Source organism: Verrucomicrobiia bacterium (assembly GCA_019634635.1).
Lineage (GTDB): Bacteria > Verrucomicrobiota > Verrucomicrobiia > Limisphaerales > UBA9464 > UBA9464.
Window position 1 is genome coordinate 1 of the sequence record JAHCBB010000012.1, and the last position, 22,294, is coordinate 22,294.

Here is a 22,294-nt window from a genome sequence, read left to right on the forward strand (position 1 = left end):
TTAGGACACTACCCGGCGCCCGTCACGCCGAGAGGGTCGCGCGGATTTCCAGCAGCCGGTCCAAGGCCGCCTCAAAATCGTACCCCGCCAGATCGGAGGCCAGCAGGGCGAGGCTTGCCTCGCGCTCGGTGCCGCGAACCAGCGGCAGCAACTCGTCCAGCTCGCGCTGCGCCTCGGCGTCGTCGGCACGCAACAGGCGTTCGAGCCGGTCCAGCCGTCCGCGGAGTGCCGCCGGATCCAGTGCGGGCGCGGAGGCGACTTCTCCCGCCGGACCGGCTGGCGCCAGCGACGCGATGGCGGACAAGACCCGGCGCAGATTCCCTTCCAATGACGGCAGCGCCGCCAGGGCACCATCCGCCTTCCCATCGCGAAATCCCGACTCCACCCGCCCGGCCGCCGCCTGCAGGTCCCGCGCCCCCAAGTTGCCGGCGATCCCCTTCACCGTGTGCGCGCGGCGCTGCGCCGACCCGAGGTCTCCGGCAAGGACATCCCTGCGGATCCGGTCCACCGCATCCCCCTGGCTGGCGCTGAACTTCGCCAGCAAGGACCGGTACAGCTTGCGATTGCCCGCGACCCGTCGCAGGCCGTCCGCAACATCCACCCCGTCCAGCCGGTCCGGGAGCGCATCGGCTGGCACCGGTGGCGGGACGGACCCCGGATCCGGGACCTCGGGAACCGACGACACACCATCACCCGCCGGGCCCGTCGCGGCTGCGCTGCGTCTGGGAAGGAACCACCGCCGGATCGCCGCCACCAGCTGCTCCGGGTCAATCGGCTTGGCCACATGGTCGTTCATGCCCGCCGCCAGGGCTCGCTCACGGTCACCGGCCATGGCATTTGCCGTCATTGCCACGATGGGCAGGTCGGCGAGTTCCGGGCGTTTCCGGATCGCCTCGGAGGCTTCATAGCCGTCCATCACCGGCATCTGGATGTCCATGAGCACGCCGTGGAACCGGCCGGGCTCGACACACTGAACCGCGGCCAAACCATGCTCAGCCACGGTGATGCGGATGCCCAGCTCTCCGAGCAGGCCGGCCGCCACCTCCCGGTTGATCTCATTGTCCTCCACGAGCAGGACGTGCAGCCCGCGCAGCGACTCATCCCCCGCCGCCACGGCCGGTGCCTCCGCGGACCGCGGGTCGCCCTCCATCGGTTCGCTGAACGCCTGAACGATGGTGTCGAACAGGACCGACTGGCCGACCGGTTTGATGAGCACACCGACCAGCCCCGCACGGGCCGCCTCCTCGCCGAGCTGCTCATTGCCGTAGGCCGTGGCCAGGAGGATGCGCGGCTGGTGCTGCAGGGCCGCGGTGTCGCGGATCAACCGGGCGGACTTCAACCCGTCGAGCTCCGGCATCCGCCAGTCCATGATCACCAGCGGGATCGGGCGCTCCCCATCCGCCCGCAGCAGCTCGGCGAGGCCCTCGCGTCCGGACGCCGCGAGGGTCACCTCGAAGGACATCGCCTCGAGCATTTCGCGCAGCACCTCGCGCGAGCTGGAATTGTCATCCACCACCAGCACCCGCATGCCCCGCAGGTTCAGCCTGGGGATCTCGCGGAGCGGCGCCGGCGCCCGGGGCTCATGCCGGCCGAAGCGGGCGGTGAACAGGAAGGTGCTTCCGCGTCCCGGCTCGCTTTCCACCCAGATGCGACCGCCCATCAGTTCCACCAGGCGCACGCAGATGGAAAGGCCCAGTCCGGTGCCCCCGTATTTCCGCGTGGTGGAGGTGTCGGCCTGCGAGAAGGGCTGGAACAGACGCCGCTGCTGCTCCGGAGTCAGGCCGATCCCGGTGTCCCGGATCGAAAACTCCAGCAGCGCCGATTCCGGGGATTCCTCGACCGCCCGGACGCCAATCACGATCTCACCCTGCTCGGTGAATTTCACGGCGTTGGAACACAGGTTCAACAGCACCTGCTGCAGCCGCAGCGGATCGCCCTCCAGGTGTTGCGGCATCCCGGGCGTCAGCCGGAACAGCACCTCCAGGCCCTTCTCCGCAGCCCGCACGCCCACCAGCGAGGAAAGGTTGGAGAACACCTCCTCCAGATCGAAGGGGATGCGCTCCATCGCCAGCTTGCCCGCCTCGATCTTGGAGAAGTCGAGGATGTCGTTGATGATCCCCAGCAACGAGTGGGCCGCACGCTCGACCTTGCGGATGTAGTCCCGCTGCTTCGGGGTCAGCTCCGTCTTCAGGGCCAGGTGCGACATCCCGATGATGGCGTTCATCGGCGTCCGGATCTCGTGGCTCATGTTGGCCAGGAAGTCGCTCTTGGCGCGGGTCGCCGCCTCCGCGGCGTCGCGGGCCGCGGTCAACTGGGCCTCCAGTTCTTTGCGCTCGGTGATGTCCACCAGGAGTCCGATCAATCCGCCCGGCCGGCCATCCGCCAGCCGGAAACCGTCCACCGAATAGAGGGCCAGGTGCTCCCGGCCGTCGGCCTGGGCAATCGGCAGCTCGTAGCGGCGACGTCCGGACTCCCCGATCACCGCGACATCCTCCTCATGGAACCGCTGCCGCGTCGCGGCGTCCAGATAGTCCAGGTCCAGCACGGTCCGCCCCTGCAGCGCCTGGCGGGTCGTGGCAAACGCCGCCTCGTAGGCGCGATTGCAGCTCACGAACCGCGCCGCGGCATCCTTCACAAACATCGGGTACGGAATGGAATCAATCAGCGCGGCCAGGAACGCGAGCTGGTCGGATTGACGGGCCTCCGCCTGCTGTCGGGCATCGGCCATCCGGTTGATGGCCTCCACCAGGGGATCGTCGGGGCCGCGGGGCTCCAGCCGGCGGCTGAAATCCCCCCGCGCGATCGCACCGCACACCTCATTGATCCCTTGGTAGGTCCGGACCAGCTCGTTGAAGCTGCGGGCCAGCTGCCCCACTTCATCGCGATCGGCCGCGGACAACGCGACGATGGCATCCGGATCCCCACGGGCCAGCCGGTTGGCGGCCACCACGGCCCGCTGGATCCGCGAGGACATCCGCCGCGTCACCCACACGCCCAGGCAGCTGGCGAGGGTCAACCCGCCGAGCAGGGCTCCCGCGGTGCCGGCGGCCTGTCGCCGAAGCGGTCCCAGGAGAACGGATTCCGGCTGCCGCACCACCACCGTCCACTCTCCGGTCGGCACCGGCGCCGCGGCAAAATATTGGCGGTCGCCGCTGAGCGGGTCCCTCGCCATCTCCAGCTGCCCGGAGATCCGGCGTCCATGCAGGGGCATGAACAGGGGACCGTAGGGCGTGTTGGTCACCGGCACGGCGCGCAGCATGGCCGCCGTCTCCTCGCCCACCTGCACCGGGCCAAGGGTGGTGGCGATGAAGTTTGCCGAACGACTGATCAGAAAGATGTCCACGCCGTCCCGCTGCTTGATCCGGTCCAGAAACGTCACCAGGTCATCCAGCGCCCGGTCCACGCCGGCCACACCCCGGAACTGGCCGTCCATGACGATCGGGTAGGTCTGCTCGATGATCAGTTTGCCCTCATACACGTAGGGCTCCGTGATATTCGCCTCCGGCACGCCCGTGCGCCGATACCGGTCGCGGGTGCCCTGGTAGTAGAGGCTGCTCTCCATATCAATCAGCGGCGTCAACCGGAGCACCGCTGCGTTGGTGTGATCGCGAAACCAGTAGGGGAGAAACCGCCCGCCCACGCCAAAGGCGGGCCCGATCGCCCGGGCGGCATCCGTGCCATCGTATGCCGCGTCCTGGCCGTCGGCGTCCGGCTCGTACCCGAAATAGGCGCCGGTGAATTCCGGCGCCCGCTCCAGCACATCCCGCGCCATCGAGCTCGACTCCGCCCGGCGCCCCCAAAGCCCGTGGACCTGCGCCGAGGCCATCGTCTCGGCCGCCTGCACCGCCTGGATGTTCCCCTGCTCGATCTCCGCCGCGACGCGGTCCGCCATGAGGCGCAACCGGTCCCCCATGGCCGCCCGTTCCCGGTGCAGCACCGACAGGCCGGCCACCGTGGCGACCCCCGTGCAGAGCAACGCCACCGGCAGGATGCCAAACAGCAGCATCCGCCCGCCCAGCGTCCTCCAGTAAGCCACGGACGGCTCGGACACCATCGCTTCAGCCTGCAGGTTCATAGGGGTCCGGTCAGGCAACCATGGGCACCCGACGGTGGTCCAGCGGAGCTTTGGCCGCCGGCCCGGCTCATCCGGCGCCGCGTCGGGTCCTCCCCGACTTCAATACGGCCTGGCGATACACATCCCTCAGACGTTCCCGGACCTTCTCCGGGGCGAATGCCGCCACGGCGACTTCACGGGCGCGTGCCGCCAGGGCCTGGCGGTGCCCGCGGTCGGAGACCAGACGCCCCAGCGCCTGGGTGACACTCTCCAGCGTCGGCTCGCACACATCGGCGCATCCGTGGGGTGCCAGCATCTCGTGCAGATACACCTCACGGCTGATCAACACCGGCTTGCCGGCGTACAGGGCCTCCACCACGACGATGCCGAAGTTCTCATTGAACGACGTGAGGGCGAACAGGTCGCATCCCGCGTAGGCGCGCTGCTTTTCCGCCCCGGTGACAAAACCAAGCCAGCGCACCCGCCCGCCCAACCCCAGCACCTCCACCAGGCGGCGCGCCTCCGCGAGCACCGAGTCGTCCCCGGATCCCGCCACCACCAGGTAGGCCGCGGGATCCGCGCCGGCCACGCGGCCAAACGCCTCGATCAACAGGTTCAACCCCTTCTTGGGATCCAGCCGCGACAGGAACAGGATCACGGTGGCGTCCGCAGGGATGTCGTGCTGCGCGCGCCAGGCCGGATCGGGACCGGCCGGCGGCGGCACCGGCACCGGCAGGGGGATCACCGCGACTTCCGGCCGCGGATCCGCTCCGTAGGTGACCAGCCGTTCCGCCTCCAGCGGGGTGGTGCACAACACGGTCGCGGCGGAGGCCAGCAGCGGCCGCACGAACCACGGTCCGTACACGTACCGCTTCAGGAGGGCTTTCTTCCTCAGATCGTAGGGATCCAGCGAGTTATGGGGCGACACGACCAGCGGCCGCCCCGCCCGTGCCGCCGCGCCCGCACCGAACAGATAGGGGAAATTGAACAGACCATGGGTGTGCACTACGTCGTATGCCGCCGTGTGCGCCGCCAGCCACCGCTTCAGCGCCATGCTGTGGTAGCTGTGCTTCGGGAACTGCATGGGAAACACCTGGAACTGCACTCCCGGAAACAGCCCGGGGAACGGTTCCTCGCTTCCCGAACCGGCCACCACCGTGCCAACAACGCGACACTCCCATCCCTCGCCCGCGACCGTTTCCGCCACCTGCGCCGCCGCAAGGATGGAGCCCCCCATCCGCATGTTGAGGTGGCTCGCCACATGCAGGATCCGCAGGGGACGTCCCGTCGCGACAGAATTCCCGTCCGACGAGCACGCCGCGGCGGCCGCCGCTGCCGAAGACACCTTCATGGGTGGCAGTCGGCTCGGTTCATCCGCGGTTGCCCGAAACCAGCGGCCGGCAACCGGTCACACTCCCCAGGGTTCCATCCGCCCGCCAGAGGTCGCAGAAGCGCCGGAGATGCTTGAATGCTTGGAAAAATGAAGGTTTTCAATGCGGGGAAAGCCGGGAATTCCGATTGGGTCCATTCGCGTGGTGCCCTTCCCGGCTCATGAGCGTCATTGCTGCGATTCGTCGCCGTCAAGGCGTTTCCAAAATTGAAGCTCCATCAATCCGGGCGTTGCCAACGCGCACGGCCGCATCCGGTTTCTCTCGGCGACGAACCGGACGGCAGATTCCAAATCCGCAATGGCCTCCGCCCCACCAGAGCTCTGGGCCTTCCGGTGGGGTGAGGCTCCCGACGAACCGTGCGCCCAACTCCCAACCAGGCCCGTGGAAGCGCCACACGCGGTCACGCCTCGGGATCTCTTCCAATTCCGAGGCACATCTCTAAGCTCCGCGACCCATGAACTGGCAGAACGTGGTTTGGATCTACATCGGTTTCCTCGTTGCGGGAGGGGTCATCGGATTCGTCAAGGCCCGCAGCCGCGTGTCGCTCATCACGGCCGTGGTGGCCTCCGCCCTGCTGGCCCTCGCGGCCCTCGGACACCTCCCCTCCGTGGCGGCCCCCATCCTCCTCGGACTCCTCGCCATCGTCTTCGGCATCCGGCTTGCGAAGACGAAAAAGGTCATGCCTTCCGGCGCCCTCGCCGCCGCCACCGTGGTCACGCTCATCGCCGTGTTGATCCTCCGACCCCGCTGAACCGTCGTCGCGCGCCGCCCCCATGGATCCTCGCGACCTGCCGGTCTGGCAGCTTCAGTTCGACCTCCTGCGGACCCTCCGTCACGGCGACTCCCTCGTGCTGGTGGCCGCCACGGGATCCGGCAAGACCACCCAGGTGCCGCAAATGCTCCTGGACGGCGGTCTCGCCGGCGACCAGCGCATCGTCATCCTGCAACCGCGCCGGGTCGCCGCCCGCTCGGTCGCCGCACGCGTGGCCTGGGAGCGACGCTCACCGCTCGGCGCGGAGGTCGGGTACCAGGTGCGGTTCGAGGACCACCTCTCCCCCCAGTCCCGCCTGTGCTTCGTCACCGAGGGCATCCTCCTGCGCTGGATGCAGGACGCCCCGGATCTGCGCGATGTTGGGATCCTGATCTTCGACGAGTTCCACGAACGCAACCTGCTCAGCGACGTGGCCCTGGCCCTCGCCCGGCGGTTGCAGCAGACGACCCGGCCGGACCTCAAGCTGCTGGTGATGTCGGCCACCCTCGATTCCGGGCCGGTGGCCCAGTATCTCACCGCAGTTCCCGACGGCCCCGCACGCCCCCCGGCCCCCGTGCTCAGCTCGGAAGGGCGGACCTACCCGGTCGAGGTGCGGTGGGCCCCCCTAGGGGACCGCCGCCCGGCCTCCGAGCAGGCCGCGGACGCCGTCGAGGCGATCCTCCGATCCGGTGCGGGCGGGGACATCCTCGTGTTCATGCCCGGCATGGGCGAAATCCTGTCCACCCTCAACGCCCTGCGGGCCGCCACGCTCCCCGAACCGTGCATCCTCCTGCCCCTGCACGGCGACCTGCCACCGCAGGAGCAGGACCGGGCCTTCGAGGCCTTTGATCGGCGCAAGATCGTCGTCGCCACCAATGTCGCCGAAACGAGCATCACAATTGACGGCATCCGCCACGTGGTGGACAGCGGACTCGCCCGCATCGCCCGGCACGACGCGGCCCGCGGGATCCAGACACTGGCCGTCGAGCCCATCAGCCGGGCCTCCGCCGAACAGCGGGCCGGGCGGGCGGGACGCACCGCGCCGGGCACCTGCTGGCGGCTCTGGAGCGAAAGCGCCGACCTCGACCGGCCGGAACGCAACACGCCCGAGATCCGCCGCTCCGACCTCGCCGAGGTGGTGCTCCTGCTGCATTCGCTCGGCATCCGCCGGGCCGCGACGTTCGACTGGCTGGATCGTCCGGATCCCATGGCCGTCGAACAGGCCGAACGGCTGCTGGTCACGCTGGGGGCGCTGAAGCCGCCCGACGACGACGCGGCCGCCACCGGTGCGGACCTGACCCCCATCGGACATCGCATGCTCCGGCTGCCGATGCACCCACGTTATTCCCGAATGCTGGTCGAGGCGTCGCGCCGGGGCTGTGTGCCGGCGGCCGCGTTGTGTGCCGCGCTCACGAGCGGACGCGACCTGCTGGTGCGGCCCGGACGCGATGACGCCCACCTCCGCGAGGCGCGCGAGCTGTTTGAAGGCAGCCGCGAGAGCGACTTCCACACTCTCATGCGGGCCTACCAGTTCGCCGTCAACTGCCGCTTCGACGTGGCCGCCTGCCGGCGGCAAGGCGTCCATGCACAGACGGCGCGGCAGGTGGAGGACACCTACCGCCAGCTGCTCGCCATCGCGCGTCGGGAGGCCCTGATCGGACCCGACCTGCCCGACACATCCGCCTCATCCGATGCGGCCGCGGCGTCGCCCCCGGACGGGCCTGGAGGGAAACGGGCCGGCGGAACCGCGGGGGATTCGCTCACCTGCTGCATTGCCGCCGGGTTCATGGACCAGCTGGCCATCCGCCGCGACTCCGGAACCCTCGAATGCCGGCTCACCGGTGGACGCACCGCGACCCTGGCGCGGGAGAGCGTGGTGGACAGTTCCCTGCTCGTGGCGGCCGCGGTGCGGGAGGTGGACGGTCGGGGCGGCCGGACCCCCCTGCTCACTCTGGCCACGGCGGTCCGGCCGGAATGGATCCAGGAGCTGTATCCGCAGCACCTCAACGAGCGGCAGGTTTGCGAGGTGGACCGGCTGCACAAGCGGGTCGCCTCGCTGCGCGAAACACGCTTCCTCGACCTGGTGATCCACCGCGAGCACACCCGCGACCCTCATCCCGAGGCGTCCGGCCGGGCATTGGCGGACGCCTTTGCCGCGGGCTGGTTCGACCTGCCGACATTGGATCACGCGCTGCGGCAGTTCGTGGCCCGCGTCAACCTGCTCGCGCGAATCGTCCCCGAACTCGAGATTCCGCCGTTCGACGGCGCCGCCATCCGCCGCGCACTGACCCGTGCCTTCCACGGCCTGACGCTCATCAAGGAGGCGCAGGCCACCCCGCTTCGCGAGGCGTTTGCCGGGCACCTGGACGCCGCCGGCCGTGGGCTTCTCGACGAGCTCCTGCCCGTGGCGATCCCCGGTCCCGGCGGGAAACCCCTGAAGCTCCAGTATCCGGAGTCTGCCGGGGACGACGGCCCGGAGGTGCCTGGCCCGGAGGCGACCCTCAAGTTGTCCGAAGCCTTTGTCCTGAAGGAGCATCCCACCCTTGCGGAAGGGCGCCTGCCGGTGCGTCTGGTCCTCCAGGCTCCCGACCAGAAGCGCGTCGCGGTCACCACCGATTTCCCCGCTTGGCGCCGGACGCAATATCCGCCACTGCGCACCGCCCTGCGAACCCGGCACCCGGGGTTCCTCTGGCCATAGCCGAAGTTCGGCGTTAGCCGTCCAGCGGACTCCGGACACCCAGGCCGGGCTTGTGCATGACCTGCGTATAGATCTGGGTCGTCGCCACATCCTGATGTCCCGGCAGATCCTGGACAGTCCGGATGTCCGTGCCGGACTCCAGCAAATGGGTGGCAAAGCAGTGACGAATCCAGATACAGATCCTTGACCCGCAGTCGCAGGAGTTTGATCAACCGGAGTCCGGAGCCGTAGAGTAACAGCTACGGCAGCCGCATCTCCGGAGCCGCCGCCTCCAGAATCCGCTGCACTTCCTCCCGCGTCAGTACCACAGGCAGGCGCTTGGGACGCTCCGCCAGCGCCCATTTACCCAGATCTCCCAGAGGTTGGTGCAGCACTTCCCCATTTAGGAACACGAGGGCATTGAGCGCCTGATTCTGGGTCGCCGCCGCCACTTGACGATCCTTTGCCAGATGACTGAGGAATGCCCCCACCTCCGGTGCGCCCAAGGTCCTGAGATGCCGCCCACCCGCTCTTCCGCAGGTCCCGGCTTCGCGGTGGTACCGCAGAAAGCGAGCGATCCACCCCCAATATGAGAGTACGGTCCGGCGGGCATAATGGTGGAACCGCATGACCTCGTGGACCTGCTCCTTCAACGAGGCCTTGGGGTTGGGAACGAGACCCTCCCTGGGCCGTTGGACCACCGGGCCCTGACCTGATTCCTGGAACGGACGCCTCACGAAGCGAGGCCAGGATCACGGGTCGTCCTCCGTCGCTCGCGAGAAATTGGGAGCGCCGGAAGGTGCCTGTCGGACGATTGGCCAACCGTCCGACAGGTGATTTGGGCAAGTCCGGCCGCTTCAGGAGCTTCCAGAAGCCAAAATCTGCGGTTCGAACAATCGTCCGACGCAGCCTGCGGACCATTCGCCAATCGTCCGACAGCCGTTTTCCGCAACTCCATGCCATTTGGCCATTTACAGACGTATCCACCCTGCGGTACGAATAGTCGTCCAACAGAGCCTCTGTCGGTGAATCAACTGTTCGCCGCATGTGGTAAGCTGATGAATGCCTTTGTTACGATCGATCTGTCGGTAGTGGCGCAGCCAAAGCACGTCGCGCAGATGGAGTCGGCTGCCCGTGCTCTAACAAACGATCCTGGCAGCGTGCAGGTGACATGCCCACCCGAATCACCCAAAAGAGTTTGGGCGAAATTCTCCGTGCCTGATGCACGCCAAGCGGATGTGGTCGACCGCATCGGACGGGGGTTCTGGCAGGTCGAGGACTACAACGATTCGAGCATTGGGTTTTCGCCCACTGCCCGACCAAAACGGCGAACCAGACGCTCGACCGTATGACGAGGAGCGCGATCGGCCGTTTTCTCCAACTTTGCCGCCCTTGCTGCGCTCCTCGTCATCGGTCAGCTTTGCGTTCGCCATTGTCTTAACTCATGAAGAAGTCCTTGCTCATCTTGCTGATTGCGGAGCTGGGATTGGCTATCGGATTAGGCCTTTCGGGCCACGTTTACCGATCGGAGACGGCGCGATCCTTTGTTGCATGGCGAGAAAATCCAACGCCAGAGACTCGGCAGGCATTCGAGAGAGAGAAACGAATTTCCGAAATCCAGTTGTGGACTATCAGTGGCGTAGTCTTCGCATTTTCGGCGGGTGCGACGGTCTTAATTTATCGGCGGAGAAAAGGCGAACCATTTGCTCCTGCCAACGGCGCGTTGGCATCAGCTTCGAGATTGCCACCTTCGGCGCGCCGTGGCAGAGCATCGTCGTTCGCCGCATCCTCGGGCTTGAGCGCCAGCAGGATCCGTCTACTGTCCCGTCATGATCAGCATCCAAGAAATCGAGGCCGCGATCGAGACGCTGCCTGCTGATCAGTTTCTGCTGCTGCGAGAGCACATTCAGAAGCGCTTTGAGGAGCAGTGGGACAGGCAGTTCGAAGAGGACGCCACCAGCGGCAGGTTGGACGCGGCCGCTGCGGCCGCGATTGCCGAGCACCGCGCGGGCAGGAGTATGCCCTTCCCTCCGAATGAGCAGTAGAGCCGTCAGGAGTTTTTGGGACAGATTCCACGCACTTCCTGAAGCGGTCCAGCGCTCGGCGATCAAGCAGTACCGGTTGTGGCTCCGGGATCCGCGCCATCCTTCCCTGAGATTCAAGAAGGTGGGCAAGTTCTGGTCCGCACGAGTGACCGACGACTATCGCGCGGTCGCTGTTTCCGATGGTGATGACATTATTTGGTTTTCGAGAGTCTGTGTTGCGCTCTCCCCGCGTCCTCGGGCCGGGTCGCTGCGCTTGATCGTTCGGCAGCAGCACGCGTTCTGAGAAAGGTAATCGTATGAAAATGTATCCAGACGACTGGCGGGTCCGCTTGACCACCGGGGTGCCGGTCGCTGCCTGCGTGGCCGCCGCCATGATGTTCTGGCCTGGCCTGCTCGGGATCGTCGTCGCGACCATCGTCGGGATGGTGCTCGGGCAACTGGCGGGCCGGCTGCTGTTCCGACCGTCGTCCGGCAGCCCGCCAGACCATCCGCCCCGCGCCTGATCTGGCCTGGCAGCCGAACGATTAGTCCTGCGCCTGGAGGGCCGGACACGAACTCTTGCGGGGCCGAGCCGAACCAGAGGCCGGTGGTCGGGTGCATGGAGCATTTCGTTGCCGAACAAGATCACTGGAGCAAACACGGGCGGGCCACGTCCGTTGTCAATGCCGACGGGCTGGTCAGCGGCGCAGTCTCGCGCGATGAGCACGGCACTGGAAAAGATCACGAGGCAGGCGGTTGATCTGCCTCGTCATCAGCGCCTTGCGCTGGCGCAGTTCCTCATTGGCTCAGACTTGACTTCCAGGTGAAGGAGCTGATCGGAGGCCTCGATTGGTGGACGCGCGATGGTCATAAGACCCACACCAATGATCGGTCGGAACGTACGGGCGGTGGTTGTGGTTGAGACGCTGTTCTCGTCGAACAAGTCGGATGCAGTCCTGTCGGTCAGCCGAGGTGACTGAGTGGATTTCAGATCCCCTTCCTCCCCGCCCGCACCATGTCATCTTCAGCCGAAGAAGGGATTCAGGAACTCCGGCGCTCCGGCGCGGAGGTGTCATTCCAACCAGTGGGTGCTCATGCCCTGGGGCGGGACCAGGACGGGGAGTTCGACAGAACCGTCGGGAGCAATGGGGAGACGGATGCCCCGGCCGTCGGCGTCGCGCACGGTCGCCTCGCCGGTGAGGCCGGTGTAGTAAAGCGAGACCCGAAGGGTCCGCGCGATGGGTTGGGCGGTGGGGTTGAAGACGGCCAGCAATCCCTTTTGGGGGAGTCGGGGATTGACGTGGAGCATCCAGTCCAGGTCCCGGGCATCCGCCCGGCGGCCATGAATCAGGTCGCTTTCCAACAGATCCCGATTGGCCTTGAACCAGGCGACCTTGGACGCCACCAGATCCCGGGTGCGTTCGGTGTCGAAGAGCCGCGGGCCGCGGTAACAGGCCTGCACCCCAAGTGCGAGGTTGCTGTCCAGCATGCGGGCGTAGTGGTCGAGATGCGTCTCCAACGGCTCGATCGTCGCCGCCGGCCCGCCACCGTGGTACTCGGTCAGCGGGACAAACATCCACCCCATGCTGGGCAGCTTCTGCCAGGTGCCATCGTAGATGTTCTGCCGGGTGTGGATCACCTGCTCGTCGCGTGGCAACGACCAGTTCACCTCCCGGTACCCCATGGCCACCTTGCTGGAGCCGGACAGGAAATAATAGTCGGGCACGTTCAGGTAGATCCCCTGCCCCCGGCACCACCCGTAGAACCCGGCGATCTCCCGCCACTGGTTCCACCGGCTGTCGTCAAGGCCGCGGTGGCCGGGATGCGCGGTCGAGGCACACGGATCGCCCGGATACGACCCGTCATGCTCCAAAAGCGTGAACCCGCTCTCCCGGTGGAATGTGTACAGCCGGCGGAAGTAGTTGATTCCCCAGGCGCTCTGAAGGCAGGGCGCATTCCCAAATGCCGGCGTCCTGCCGGGCGGCATCACCACGTCCTGATCAGCCCCGATGCTGCGCGAGGCGAGCAGCGAGTAGCTGCCAATCTCCACCCCCCGCCGCCGTGCATGGGAGGCGAAGGCCCGCGCCTGCTCCAGTGTCCGGGGCGACTCGTTCTCCATGTTGAAGCCGCTGCCGAAGCTGAGAATGAGCATCTCGAATCCCACCGCGGCACATTGCTCGATGGCATTGGTCACGGTGGCGCCATCGGATGAGACCAGATGCATCATCAGCGGATTCTCCGTCGTCCAGGGCGCGATGATCCGGTACAGCCGTCGCACGGAGAGCCCGCAGCGCTCACGGTCCGTCGCATCCATGGGCAGCACCCAGGTCCGGTACGATTCCCACGGAACCCCGGGCTGGAGCGTCTGCGCCGGCCCCAGATCGGGTCCGACCTCCAGCAGGCACGGGGTCCGCTTCTCGTAGTTCACCTGCGTGTGGAAGTCCGGATCGGGCAGCCAGCGGTACGACCGGCGGTTGGCACCGGAGGCCATCATGCCGCCGAAGGACATGTCCGTCTCCACGTGCACGTTGGGGGGAATCGCCCCCTCGCTGAGCTCGTCCACCTCGGAAGTCCGCTCCACAAAGGCCAGCACTTCGCTGGAGAACCGGTCAAGCCGCACGGGTTCGGCGCCGGTCTGGGTGAGGGTCAACCATTTCGAGTACGCCGGCACGCCGTCGTAGAGCTCGAAGTGCACCGAGATCCGGACCCCGGCGGCGGACGTTCCGGCGGCGGACTCCGGCGCCGCGAAGTCGAGCCGCAGCGACACGCCCTCGGGCGGCCATTTCACGCCCGGCGCATGGTGCCGGACCCGTCGCCAGGACAGCCGTTCCTCGGGACGCCCCACGGAATATCCGGTGAACTGGAAGGCATTCGTGTCCGCCTGAAGCTCCGGGATCCATTCCGGGCGCAGGAATGCGTAATTGGGCTGACCCTTGAGGCCTCCGACCTCGAACTGCCGGCCCTCCAGTTCCACCACCGCCTCCGGTTTGACGCCCCGGAGCAGCGACTCGCCGGACCCAAGATGGTCCAGGGCCACCGTGGCGGCGTTTGGATGAATGCGGATCACACGCCGCAGCAGCCCGTTCTCCATCACCAACTCCCGCCCGTCCGCATTCGGAGTCACCCGGGCGGTGTAAGGCGAGGGATCCAGAAGCCAGTCCGGCGCCCCGATCAAACCCGGCATCGCCCATCCGCCCGCCAAAACCAGGAGCCAGAGACGCACCATGACCTACAGCTCCTCGATCGTGATGTCGTCGAAGAACACCCGGGTGTCCGGTGAGAAGTCGAGGATGTAGATGGCGATCAGGAGGCGTCGGAACGGGGTGTTGGCGACGCCCTGGCGCGTGGCTGCGGGGAAGGTCACCTGCGTGGTGTCGCCGGGAAACGCGCCAAGATTTAGCGTTCGCGACGTCTGATCCACGGACCAGAAGAGGTCAAAGACCTGCCCCTGCGCCACGGGCGCCCCCAGCGCGGTACCCCCCCCCGACCAGGCCACCCAGCTGTTGTCCTCAATCGCGCTGGTCAGCTGTCCGCTCTGGAGAGACGCGACGCCGCCGGTGCCCGTCTGGGTGTAGTTTTCCAGCGAATACCCTCCGAGGTGGCTGCCATCAATCTGGTCATTCTGCAGCGCCTTGACGGCAATCCAGACCTTGCCGGGGCCCGACAGGCGCACGGTAAAGTGACCGCGCACACTGGCGCCGGGCCGCTGGAAGTAGTCCGATATGCCGAGGAGCGCCATCGCGGGCGACTGTTCCCCGAGGGTTCCGCCGCGGCGGGTCTGCACCCAGCGGCCTCCCGACGGGCGACCAACGACCACGGATGTCGCGAACTGCCGGTTCCAGGTCATCGAGTCCGCAGGGGGGGTTGGGATCGGCGCCGCCGACGGTGGACTCCCGACCGGCTCGTTGTCGAAACGCTGCTGGAGCCGGAAATTGGTCGCGCAACCCGTCAGCGCGACCGCAAGCCATGCCACTGAGACCAGGCGCACCGGCGCCGAACAGACCCGCCGACACCCTTGAGCCCTCATGAAACTGGATTGGTAGGATTTCGTATTTTGCGCCCTGTCGGAGGGAGACTCCGTCGCAGAACTCCGATGGGGCATGAGAGCTACCAAACGGCTGAACCCGGGTCAATGACGGTTCCGGGCGCATCCGAATGGGCTCTTTGGGACCGACCTCAAAACGCTTGCGCAATCGCCACAGAAGGGGCATTGCAGAGGAGTTCCCTCGACCCGTCGGTGCCATGAAAACGCCCCCAAAATTCCGCCATGGCCGCCGCCATGGCTTCACGCTGATCGAGCTGTTGGTGGTGATCGCCATCATTGCGATCCTCGCCGGCATGCTGCTGCCCGCCCTTGCCAAAGCCAAGACGAAGGCCCAGGGGATCGGCTGCCTCAACAACAACAAGCAGCTGGTGATGGCCTGGTACCTGTACGCGGGCGACTTCAACGACGCCTGTGCCAACAACTTCACCATCCCCGACACGATCAGCGCCATCACGACCCGCAGGTTCAACAACTGGGTGAACAATGTGATGACGTGGGGCACGTCCGGAACCGAAGGCCAGAGCGTGACCAATGTCGCCTGGGTCCTCAACGGCGTCCTGGGCAAGTATACCGGGGGCGCCCTGGGGGTGTACAAGTGCCCGGCAGACCTCTTCGTCGCCCCGGCCCAGAGGCGGGCCGGCTTCAAGACGCGGCTCCGCAGCAACTCGATGAACGCCTTCTTCGGGCGCTCGGACAATCTTGCCACCTCCGCGACCGGACGCAGCTGGGCGTTCGATGGACGCTACCGACAGTTCCTGCGAACGAGCGATGTTCCAGAGCCCACGATGACCTACCTCACGCTCGACGAGCATCCGGACTCCATCAACGATGCGTTCTTCGTCACGGATCCGGCAGCCAGCAACTGGCAGGACCGGCCGGCATCGTATCACAACGGGGCCTGCGGCTTCTCGTTCGCCGACGGTCATGCCGAGATCAAGAAGTGGCTGAGCGCCTCCTCCCGATATCCGGTGCGCTACGATTATGGGGCGGCCAAGCCATTTGATGCGGCAGGCCGGTTGGACATTGCGTGGTATCGGGACCGGATCCAGATGATCCCCATTTCGGGGCGGTGAACCATCAGGGTCGTCGCGGGCGGGGCGGGGCCTGCACGTCATGATAACGGCCCGGCTCGAGCGCCGGGATCCGGGTGACCGCACCCGAGGCCCAATGGATGGTCGCCTCGCTCGGTGGATGCTTCAGATCACCGAGGCCGAAATGGACTGTGGCCGGGTGTTGTGAACGGTGGGAGTCGCCGGTCACCACGACGCGCGATGCCCTGCCATCGGACATCTCCACCGTGACCCGGCTGCCGATGACGGAGGAACCGTCGCCTCGCAGATGGAAACCAACCCACGCGCCCTCCGCCGGCAGCGTGTTCCGGAAGATGCGGATCTTTTGCCGTGGACTGGGCCAGCGGTCAAAGGAAAGGACCACCAGATCCGCCCGCCCATCCCCGTCCAGATCGGCGCTCACGATGTTCCGGGTGTCCTCCTCCAGGGCCACGCCAAACAGGTGTCCCACCTCGAGGAACGAACGGCCGGCGCGATTCATCAGGAGCCGGTTTTTCTCATGGCCGCCATAGGAATGACCCCGCCCCTGGGTCCGGTCCACCTTGGCGCGGAAATGGAGGTGGGCGGCCGGATCATCCCCGGAGTTCCCCACATAAAGGTCGTGCAGCCAGAATTCGGGTTCGATGTCGCGCACGGATTCGCGGCTTTCCATGCCATTGACGATGGCAACGTCCGGCCATCCGTCATTGTCAAAGTCGGCGGCAGTGCCTCCCCAGGACCAACCGGTGCGTGCGATCGAATCATTGAGGGCGGTGGGGGCGAAGCCACCGTCCGGATGCGACAGCCACAGCCGGTTGCCGTAGGTCAGGCGGGTGCGGGCGCTGCGATCGAGGGCCGGGTGCGGTCGCCAGAGGCCCAGATGTTCCAACCGGTCCACGGTGGGTGAGTTCATGCCGATCATCAGCAGGTCCAGCCGCCCATCCGCATTGAAGTCCGAGAGGACATGCCCCATGCCCAAACCGGACGGCTCCGCGACCCAGCGCGCGGTGACGTCCTCAAACCGTCCGTTTCCGTCGTTGCGATGGAGGTCGAGCCCGGCGAAGTCGCTGACCACGACCAGATCCAGAGAGCCGTCCCCATCCAGATCGCAGAAGGATGCACTGTAGGTGCGCCGGCGGCGTTTGGGCTCCAGGCCGGAGCCGGCGGTGATGTCGGTGAACCGGCCGTCGCCCTCATTGCGCAGCAGGTAGGCGGGATGGCCGTCACGGGCATCATCGCACGGCGTGGGCATGGAGCCGGCGACGTACGGCTGCTTGTATTGGCCGACGAAGAGATCGAGATCTCCATCGCCGTCCATGTCCCCGCAGGTGAACGCCATGGGATGACGGAGTTCGCGCGGTGCGGGCCATCCCAGGAGCCCGGGCGCGTCGAACCGACCGCCGACCGATCCCCGGAACAGCCTTAGGCCTTCATGACGCAGGCAGAGGAAGTCCACGACACCATCACCGTCAAAATCCGCCATCAGAGCGGCGTAGAGCAGTCCCGGATCCTCACGGGCCAGCGGTTCGGCGTGAAACTGGCCATCCCCTCCCAGACGCCAGACCTGGTTCCTGCCGGCGAGCACCACCTCGGGACGTCCGTCGCCATCCAGATCCTGGACGATCAATGGGTCCACGGAGACGGCGTTGACGGGCGGTTCGATCTCCTGTTCCAGCCAGGGAACAAACGCCGGAAGCCCGTCCCGAATGGCGAGGCGGATCCGGCTGACGTCGAGACGCCGGACACCGACCTGCTCTCCCGCGGTCCATACCGGGTCCCAATGAACCGTCAACTCACCCTCCAGAGCGGCCCGCGCGATGTGGACGCCGTTCGTCAGATGCGCCGCAAAGGTGAAGACACTGTGCCCGGGAGCCCCATTAGCGTCGGGCTCAAAGAGCACCTGTCGGACCTCGGTCTGATGAAGGCGCCAGCCCGCGGCGTCCAATGACCGCAGGCCATCCCGCCAGTCGTCCGTGGAACGGGGGACCCCGGGACCGTCGGGATGGCGGATCCGAATTCCGTGCAGGACGGGTACGGGCGGCCCCCAGGAGGGCCATGTGACCTCGCCCACCGCGAGGGTGGCCGCGGCGGCCAGCCTGTTGGTCGCGGCGTTGAGGGTATCCCACCAATCCTCCAAGGTGCGTCCACATTCCTGGGCGAGAACTTCCGGCGCCCACACGGTCTCACGGATCGCCTGCTCCCGGGCATCAATCGCCGCAACCCGGGCCGCCAATTCGGGACTGATTCGGTGCGGGACGGTGACTTGAACCTGGTTCGAGGCATCCGACGGCTGCCAGGCTTTCCGGAAGGAGACCCAAAGGCCCGCCAACGCGACTGCCGGCAGGAGCCACATCGCCTGGCGGGCACGCGAGCATGTGGCGTGATTCATCACAACCTCGACGATGCCTCCAGGCAGCACCGTCCGCGTTCGGTCGGCGGTTCAAGCGTGGCGGCGCGCCCACCGCCGCGGCCGGCCTACCGGGGAACGGTCAGCGGCTCAAGGAGGCGAAACTCAATCAACTGTCCGGAGGAAATTGTGGCGACTTCGGCCGAGGAAAGCGCACTCGCACCCCCGCCCACCGCGGCACCACGGCCGGCGCCACGGCCGCCCCCAAATGCGGCACCGATGCCGGCGCCGACGCCGGTGTTGATCGCGGTGTTGGCCGTCGAACTCCCGGCGCGGACCCGGTAATCGGTGGTGACGATCGAGTGGCGCTTGCCCCGGATCTTGATCTCGTTCAAGCCAATCTCCAGGTGGGAGGACCCGGTCAGCCGGCCGGCCTGGCGCGACTCCTCCACCCGGCCGTACAACTGCGAACCCGCGGGCGCGACGAGTACGCCGTCCACCCGGAGATCGCTGTCCAGCCGCGCCCCAAAACGGCGGCCGGCAGAATTGCGGGTCGAAACGGTATCGGACATCCGGATCAGCAGCGAGGTGCCTGCGGGGATGGTGATGGTCCCGGGAACGGACGGGGCGGCTGGCGGTACCGGCGAAGTGACGGGCGGCGGTGCCGTCGGCGCCGGAGTGGGAGTGCCGGCCATAGTCAGGGCCAGCACATCCCCGGTCGGAAACTCCAAGTCCAGGCTGCCAACCCGGAACCGCATGACCTCTGCGGTTGACCCCAGAAACGTGCCGTTGAGCACTGAACCGTCCTGTAGTTCCAAGATGTCGGCCCGAGCGCCGGCCCAACCGATCAAGAGAACGGCGATCCACCGCAGATTCATTCGCATGCCTCCCGGCTACACTCCCATCCACCCTTTGACAACCACGATTCGTCCAAGGCGTCCACGGCCACACTGCCGCGCCCCTGCGGGGAAGTCCGCCACACCCGTCGCCAGGTCCGACCGGGTCGGAAGCATGCGCACGGGTGGGGGATTCGCATTGCGCTCTCCGCGGGAGGGCGTTATGCCCACCCGCCCGCTGGGACAGTCCCGGGCCGCGAAACCGCTCTGATCGCCACGGTGAATCCCCCCCCGCCATCACCGCTCATCGAGGCGCGCGGTCTCGTCAAGGCGCTCGGGGGACGACGGGTCGTGGACGGCGTGGACCTTGAATGCCGCGGGGGCGAAGTCGTGGGATTGCTGGGCCCCAATGGGGCGGGCAAAACCACCACGTTGCGCATGTGTCACGGCTTCCTGCGCCCCGATGCCGGAACGATCGTCATTGCGGGGCATGACCTCGCGACCGACGGCGACCGGGCCCGGCGCGCCCTGGGCGTCTGCACCCAGGACGACACCTTCGATGGCGATTTCACCGTCCGCGGCAACCTGGTTCAGACCTGCAGATACTATCGTCCGCGCATCCCCGACGTGCCGCGTCGCGTTGAGGAATTGCTTAACCGTTTCGGACTCCAGGAGTTTGCCGATCACAAGCCCGAGACGCTCTCCGGTGGCTACAAGCGCCGGCTGATGATCGCCCGGGCGGTCGTTCACCGGCCGCGGGTGGTGTTCCTCGACGAGCCGACGACCGGACTCGATCCACAAGCGCGGGTTGGCGTCTGGGAACTGGTGGCCGCACTCCGCGCGGAGGGCATGGCCGTGGTGTTGACCACCCATTACATGGACGAAGTGGAACGGCTGTCCGACCGGCTTGTCCTGCTCCAGGGCGGGCGCGTCCGCGCCCAGGGAACCACCCGCGAACTGCTCGGCGATGTGGTGGGGGAGCACGTGGTGGTGATGGCCGCTGCGGCCCCCGGCGCCGACCGGGTGCTGGCGTGGTTGACCGAACGGGGCTCGATGGCATCCACAGTTCTTGCGGACTGGCATTTTGCCCTCAGTGCCCCGGAACTGGCGACTTTTGTGGCTGCATTCTCCGAGCTGCGGTACGAGGTGCGTCCACCGACCCTTGACGACCTGTTTCTTGCCCTTGCCCGGGAGGAGGATTCCCCATGATCCGCAGCGTCCTTGGTCCGGCTCTGGACTGGCAGAGTCGCGCGATCCTGGCGCGGCATGTGCGGGTCCACCTCAGGAACTGGCACACCGCCGCCCTGCCGCCTGTGGCAGAACCCCTGGTGCTGCTGCTGGCCTTCGGTGTCGGGCTTGGACGTCAGGTGGGGAATTTGCAATGGGCCGGGGCACCCTTGGACTACCTGGCCTACCTCGCCCCGGGGATGCTGGCCTACACGGCGTTCATGACCTCGTTTTTCCAGTCGTTGTTCTCGGCCTTCATGCGCATGCGCTACCAGCGGTCGTGGGAGGGGCAACTGACCACCCAGGTGCGGCTCGAGCACGTGGTGTGGGGTGAGGCGCTGTGGGCGGCGACACTGGCCACGGCGTACGCAGTGGTGGTGTGCCTTGTCCTGGGCGGATTCGGGATTGCCGGCGTCCTGCAGCTCCACTGGTCCTGGCTGCCGCTGGTCATCCCCCTGCTCTTCCTGGCCGCTCTGGCATTCGCCTCAATCGGCCTGCTGTTCACCGCGATGCTGCCCAGCATTGACCACATGGGGCTGCCCTTCTTTCTGGTCATCCTCCCGCTGGGATTTGCCAGCAGCACCTACTTTCCGCTTCCCGACGTGGCCTGGCTGCAAGCCCTGGTGCAGGTCAACCCGCTGCATCATCTGGCCGAGGGGCTCCGGTGGCTGCTGCTCCGGGGAAAGCCCACCGGGCATCTCGCCGCCGCCGCGGGACTGTGCGCGGCGATGCTCCTGGTGCTGATCCCGGTGGATCTGATCCTCCTCAGGCGCCGCGTATTCGGCGACCGCTGATCCCGGGCCGCCCTCGCAGGGCCTCGGGGCCAACGGGTGGACCCTGAAACGCGTCGCTGCGGATCGCGACCTCGCCGCTTCAGCGTGCCACGGGCCGGGTCGCGGGCGGGACGGCACTTGTGTCTGCTGAAATCCGGGGAATGAATCGGGCTCCAATCGGAAGGCCATGGGACCCTTTCACACCTACATCGGGCTCGACTATTCCGGTGCCGGCACGGCGCTCAGTCCGCTGCCAGGGCTGAGCCTGTACGTGGCGACGGGGGACGCGGCTCCCGGGCGGATGCTGCCGCCCGGGGGGATCGCGCGGTATTGGACGCGACGCGATGTGGCTGCGTGGTTGGTGGAGACATTGCGCAGCAGGGGCCCGATGCTGGTCGGCGTGGATCATGGGTTCTCGTTCCCGGTCCGGTACTTCGAGACCCACGGCCTGGCGGCGGACTGGTCGCGGTTCCTTGACGATTTTCAGGCGCACTGGCCGACGGATGAAGCGGACGTCACGGTCGAGGCGGTGCGTCGGGGTCGGGCGGGGTCGGGTCTCGAACGGCGGGGCGATGCGCGTTGGCGGCGGCTATCGGAGGTGCGCTCCCGAGCCAAATCGGTGTTTCACTTCGATGTGCCCGGGAGCGTCGCAAAATCCACCCACGCGGGCCTCCCCTGGCTGCGGCACCTGCGACGCGAGCTCGGTGGGCGGTGCTTCTTCTGGCCGTTCGACGGGTGGATCCCACGTCCGGGGTGTTCGGTGATCGCCGAGGTCTATCCGGCACTTTGCAACCAGGAAGCCGCGGGCGCCGGGCGTAACGCGCACGAACACGACGCGTGGTCGGTGGCCCGTTGGATGCAGCAGTCCGCGGCCGACGGCACACTCACGGCGGCGTTTGCACCGCGCCTGACGGCCCAGGAGCGTGAAACAGCCCGCGTGGAGGGATGGATCCTGGGGTGCCAGTGAGCGGTCGAAGACCGCGCCGCGGAACGGCCCCAGGGTCCGTGCAACGCGTGCAGGGAGGACCGCACCACAAGATTCGGGATGTTGGTAAGGTTCGCATCGAAGGCCAGGACCGCCGCCTCGATGCGGCGCGCGCAGGCGTCGTTGATCCATTCC

Annotated in this window: 17 protein-coding genes; 9 read left to right on the forward strand and 8 right to left on the reverse strand. The window is 67.0% G+C overall.

Annotation, left to right across the window (positions count from 1 at the left end):
- Positions 1–22 precede the first annotated feature (22 nt).
- Positions 23–4,075 carry a response regulator gene (locus KF791_10205; GenBank protein ID MBX3732953.1) on the reverse strand — a complete coding sequence of 1,351 codons (4,053 nt, stop codon included), beginning with the start codon at positions 4,073–4,075 and terminating at the stop codon, positions 23–25.
- Positions 4,076–4,142: 67 nt separating this feature from the next.
- The gene (locus KF791_10210; protein MBX3732954.1) at positions 4,143–5,405 is read right to left on the reverse strand and encodes a glycosyltransferase; all 1,263 of its coding nucleotides are present in this window, start codon (positions 5,403–5,405) and stop codon (positions 4,143–4,145) included.
- A gap of 494 nt (positions 5,406–5,899) precedes the next feature.
- Here KF791_10210 and KF791_10215 point away from each other — a divergent pair, with 494 nt between their 5' ends.
- Positions 5,900–6,196 (forward strand): TMEM14 family protein, encoded by a 297-nt coding sequence (locus tag KF791_10215; GenBank protein MBX3732955.1) that lies wholly within the window; start codon positions 5,900–5,902, stop codon positions 6,194–6,196.
- Positions 6,197–6,218: 22 nt separating this feature from the next.
- Positions 6,219–8,894, forward strand: a complete 2,676-nt coding sequence (locus KF791_10220) for an ATP-dependent RNA helicase (protein MBX3732956.1) — start codon at positions 6,219–6,221, stop codon at positions 8,892–8,894.
- A 13-nt stretch (positions 8,895–8,907) separates the two neighbouring features.
- On the opposite strand, the gene KF791_10225 is transcribed toward KF791_10220, so the two are convergent.
- Positions 8,908–9,075, reverse strand: a complete 168-nt coding sequence (locus KF791_10225; GenBank protein MBX3732957.1) for a tyrosine-type recombinase/integrase — start codon at positions 9,073–9,075, stop codon at positions 8,908–8,910.
- Positions 9,076–9,133: 58 nt separating this feature from the next.
- On the reverse strand, positions 9,134–9,610 hold the full coding sequence (locus tag KF791_10230; GenBank protein MBX3732958.1) for a phage integrase N-terminal SAM-like domain-containing protein: 477 nt from the start codon (positions 9,608–9,610) through the stop codon (positions 9,134–9,136).
- Between the two features lie 288 nt (positions 9,611–9,898).
- Between KF791_10230 and KF791_10235 the strand changes: the two genes are divergently transcribed.
- From KF791_10235 to KF791_10245, 3 genes are all read left to right on the forward strand, one after another.
- The gene (locus KF791_10235; GenBank protein ID MBX3732959.1) at positions 9,899–10,225 is read left to right on the forward strand and encodes a hypothetical protein; all 327 of its coding nucleotides are present in this window, start codon (positions 9,899–9,901) and stop codon (positions 10,223–10,225) included.
- Between the two features lie 477 nt (positions 10,226–10,702).
- The gene (locus tag KF791_10240; GenBank protein MBX3732960.1) at positions 10,703–10,918 is read left to right on the forward strand and encodes a hypothetical protein; all 216 of its coding nucleotides are present in this window, start codon (positions 10,703–10,705) and stop codon (positions 10,916–10,918) included.
- A gap of 296 nt (positions 10,919–11,214) precedes the next feature.
- Positions 11,215–11,421, forward strand: coding sequence for a hypothetical protein (locus tag KF791_10245; GenBank protein MBX3732961.1), 207 nt, complete (start codon positions 11,215–11,217; stop codon positions 11,419–11,421).
- A gap of 548 nt (positions 11,422–11,969) precedes the next feature.
- Here the strand turns inward: KF791_10245 and KF791_10250 are convergent.
- Entirely contained in the window at positions 11,970–14,123 is a 2,154-nt protein-coding gene (locus tag KF791_10250; GenBank protein ID MBX3732962.1) for an alpha-galactosidase, read from the reverse strand.
- Between the two features lie 3 nt (positions 14,124–14,126).
- Positions 14,127–14,885, reverse strand: coding sequence for a hypothetical protein (locus tag KF791_10255; protein MBX3732963.1), 759 nt, complete (start codon positions 14,883–14,885; stop codon positions 14,127–14,129).
- Between the two features lie 254 nt (positions 14,886–15,139).
- Here KF791_10255 and KF791_10260 point away from each other — a divergent pair, with 254 nt between their 5' ends.
- Positions 15,140–16,015: a prepilin-type N-terminal cleavage/methylation domain-containing protein gene (locus tag KF791_10260; protein MBX3732964.1), complete on the forward strand. Its 876-nt coding sequence runs from the start codon at positions 15,140–15,142 to the stop codon at positions 16,013–16,015.
- A 4-nt stretch (positions 16,016–16,019) separates the two neighbouring features.
- On the opposite strand, the gene KF791_10265 is transcribed toward KF791_10260, so the two are convergent.
- A complete protein-coding gene (locus tag KF791_10265; GenBank protein MBX3732965.1) occupies positions 16,020–18,380 on the reverse strand; it encodes a CRTAC1 family protein in 2,361 nt (786 codons plus the stop codon).
- 86 nt (positions 18,381–18,466) lie between these two features.
- Complete coding sequence (locus KF791_10270) at positions 18,467–19,216, reverse strand: hypothetical protein (protein ID MBX3732966.1); 750 nt, start codon at positions 19,214–19,216, stop codon at positions 18,467–18,469.
- Positions 19,217–19,453: 237 nt separating this feature from the next.
- On the opposite strand from KF791_10270, the gene KF791_10275 reads away from it, so the two are divergent.
- The 3 genes from KF791_10275 to KF791_10285 all read left to right on the forward strand — a co-directional run bounded on the left by KF791_10275 (position 19,454) and on the right by KF791_10285 (position 22,141).
- Entirely contained in the window at positions 19,454–20,383 is a 930-nt protein-coding gene (locus KF791_10275; protein MBX3732967.1) for an ABC transporter ATP-binding protein, read from the forward strand.
- A complete protein-coding gene (locus KF791_10280) occupies positions 20,380–21,195 on the forward strand; it encodes an ABC transporter permease (GenBank protein ID MBX3732968.1) in 816 nt (271 codons plus the stop codon). Before KF791_10275 ends, KF791_10280 begins: the two co-directional genes overlap by 4 nt.
- 166 nt (positions 21,196–21,361) lie before the next feature.
- Positions 21,362–22,141 carry a hypothetical protein gene (locus KF791_10285; protein ID MBX3732969.1) on the forward strand — a complete coding sequence of 260 codons (780 nt, stop codon included), beginning with the start codon at positions 21,362–21,364 and terminating at the stop codon, positions 22,139–22,141.
- The last annotated feature ends 153 nt before the right edge of the window (positions 22,142–22,294 follow it).

Excerpts from the sequence above, each read along its gene's own strand:
- KF791_10205 (MBX3732953.1), bottom strand. The coding sequence starts at position 4,075 with ATGAACCTGCAGGCTGAAGCGATGGTGTCCGAGCCGTCCGTGGCTTAC.
- KF791_10210 (MBX3732954.1), bottom strand. The coding sequence starts at position 5,405 with ATGAAGGTGTCTTCGGCAGCGGCGGCCGCCGCGGCGTGCTCGTCGGAC.
- KF791_10215 (MBX3732955.1), top strand. The coding sequence starts at position 5,900 with ATGAACTGGCAGAACGTGGTTTGGATCTACATCGGTTTCCTCGTTGCG.
- KF791_10220 (MBX3732956.1), top strand. The coding sequence starts at position 6,219 with ATGGATCCTCGCGACCTGCCGGTCTGGCAGCTTCAGTTCGACCTCCTG.
- KF791_10240 (MBX3732960.1), top strand. The coding sequence starts at position 10,703 with ATGATCAGCATCCAAGAAATCGAGGCCGCGATCGAGACGCTGCCTGCT.
- KF791_10245 (MBX3732961.1), top strand. The coding sequence starts at position 11,215 with ATGAAAATGTATCCAGACGACTGGCGGGTCCGCTTGACCACCGGGGTG.
- KF791_10250 (MBX3732962.1), bottom strand. The coding sequence starts at position 14,123 with ATGGTGCGTCTCTGGCTCCTGGTTTTGGCGGGCGGATGGGCGATGCCG.
- KF791_10260 (MBX3732964.1), top strand. The coding sequence starts at position 15,140 with ATGAAAACGCCCCCAAAATTCCGCCATGGCCGCCGCCATGGCTTCACG.
- KF791_10265 (MBX3732965.1), bottom strand. The coding sequence starts at position 18,380 with ATGAATCACGCCACATGCTCGCGTGCCCGCCAGGCGATGTGGCTCCTG.
- KF791_10270 (MBX3732966.1), bottom strand. The coding sequence starts at position 19,216 with ATGAATCTGCGGTGGATCGCCGTTCTCTTGATCGGTTGGGCCGGCGCT.
- KF791_10280 (MBX3732968.1), top strand. The coding sequence starts at position 20,380 with ATGATCCGCAGCGTCCTTGGTCCGGCTCTGGACTGGCAGAGTCGCGCG.
- KF791_10285 (MBX3732969.1), top strand. The coding sequence starts at position 21,362 with ATGGGACCCTTTCACACCTACATCGGGCTCGACTATTCCGGTGCCGGC.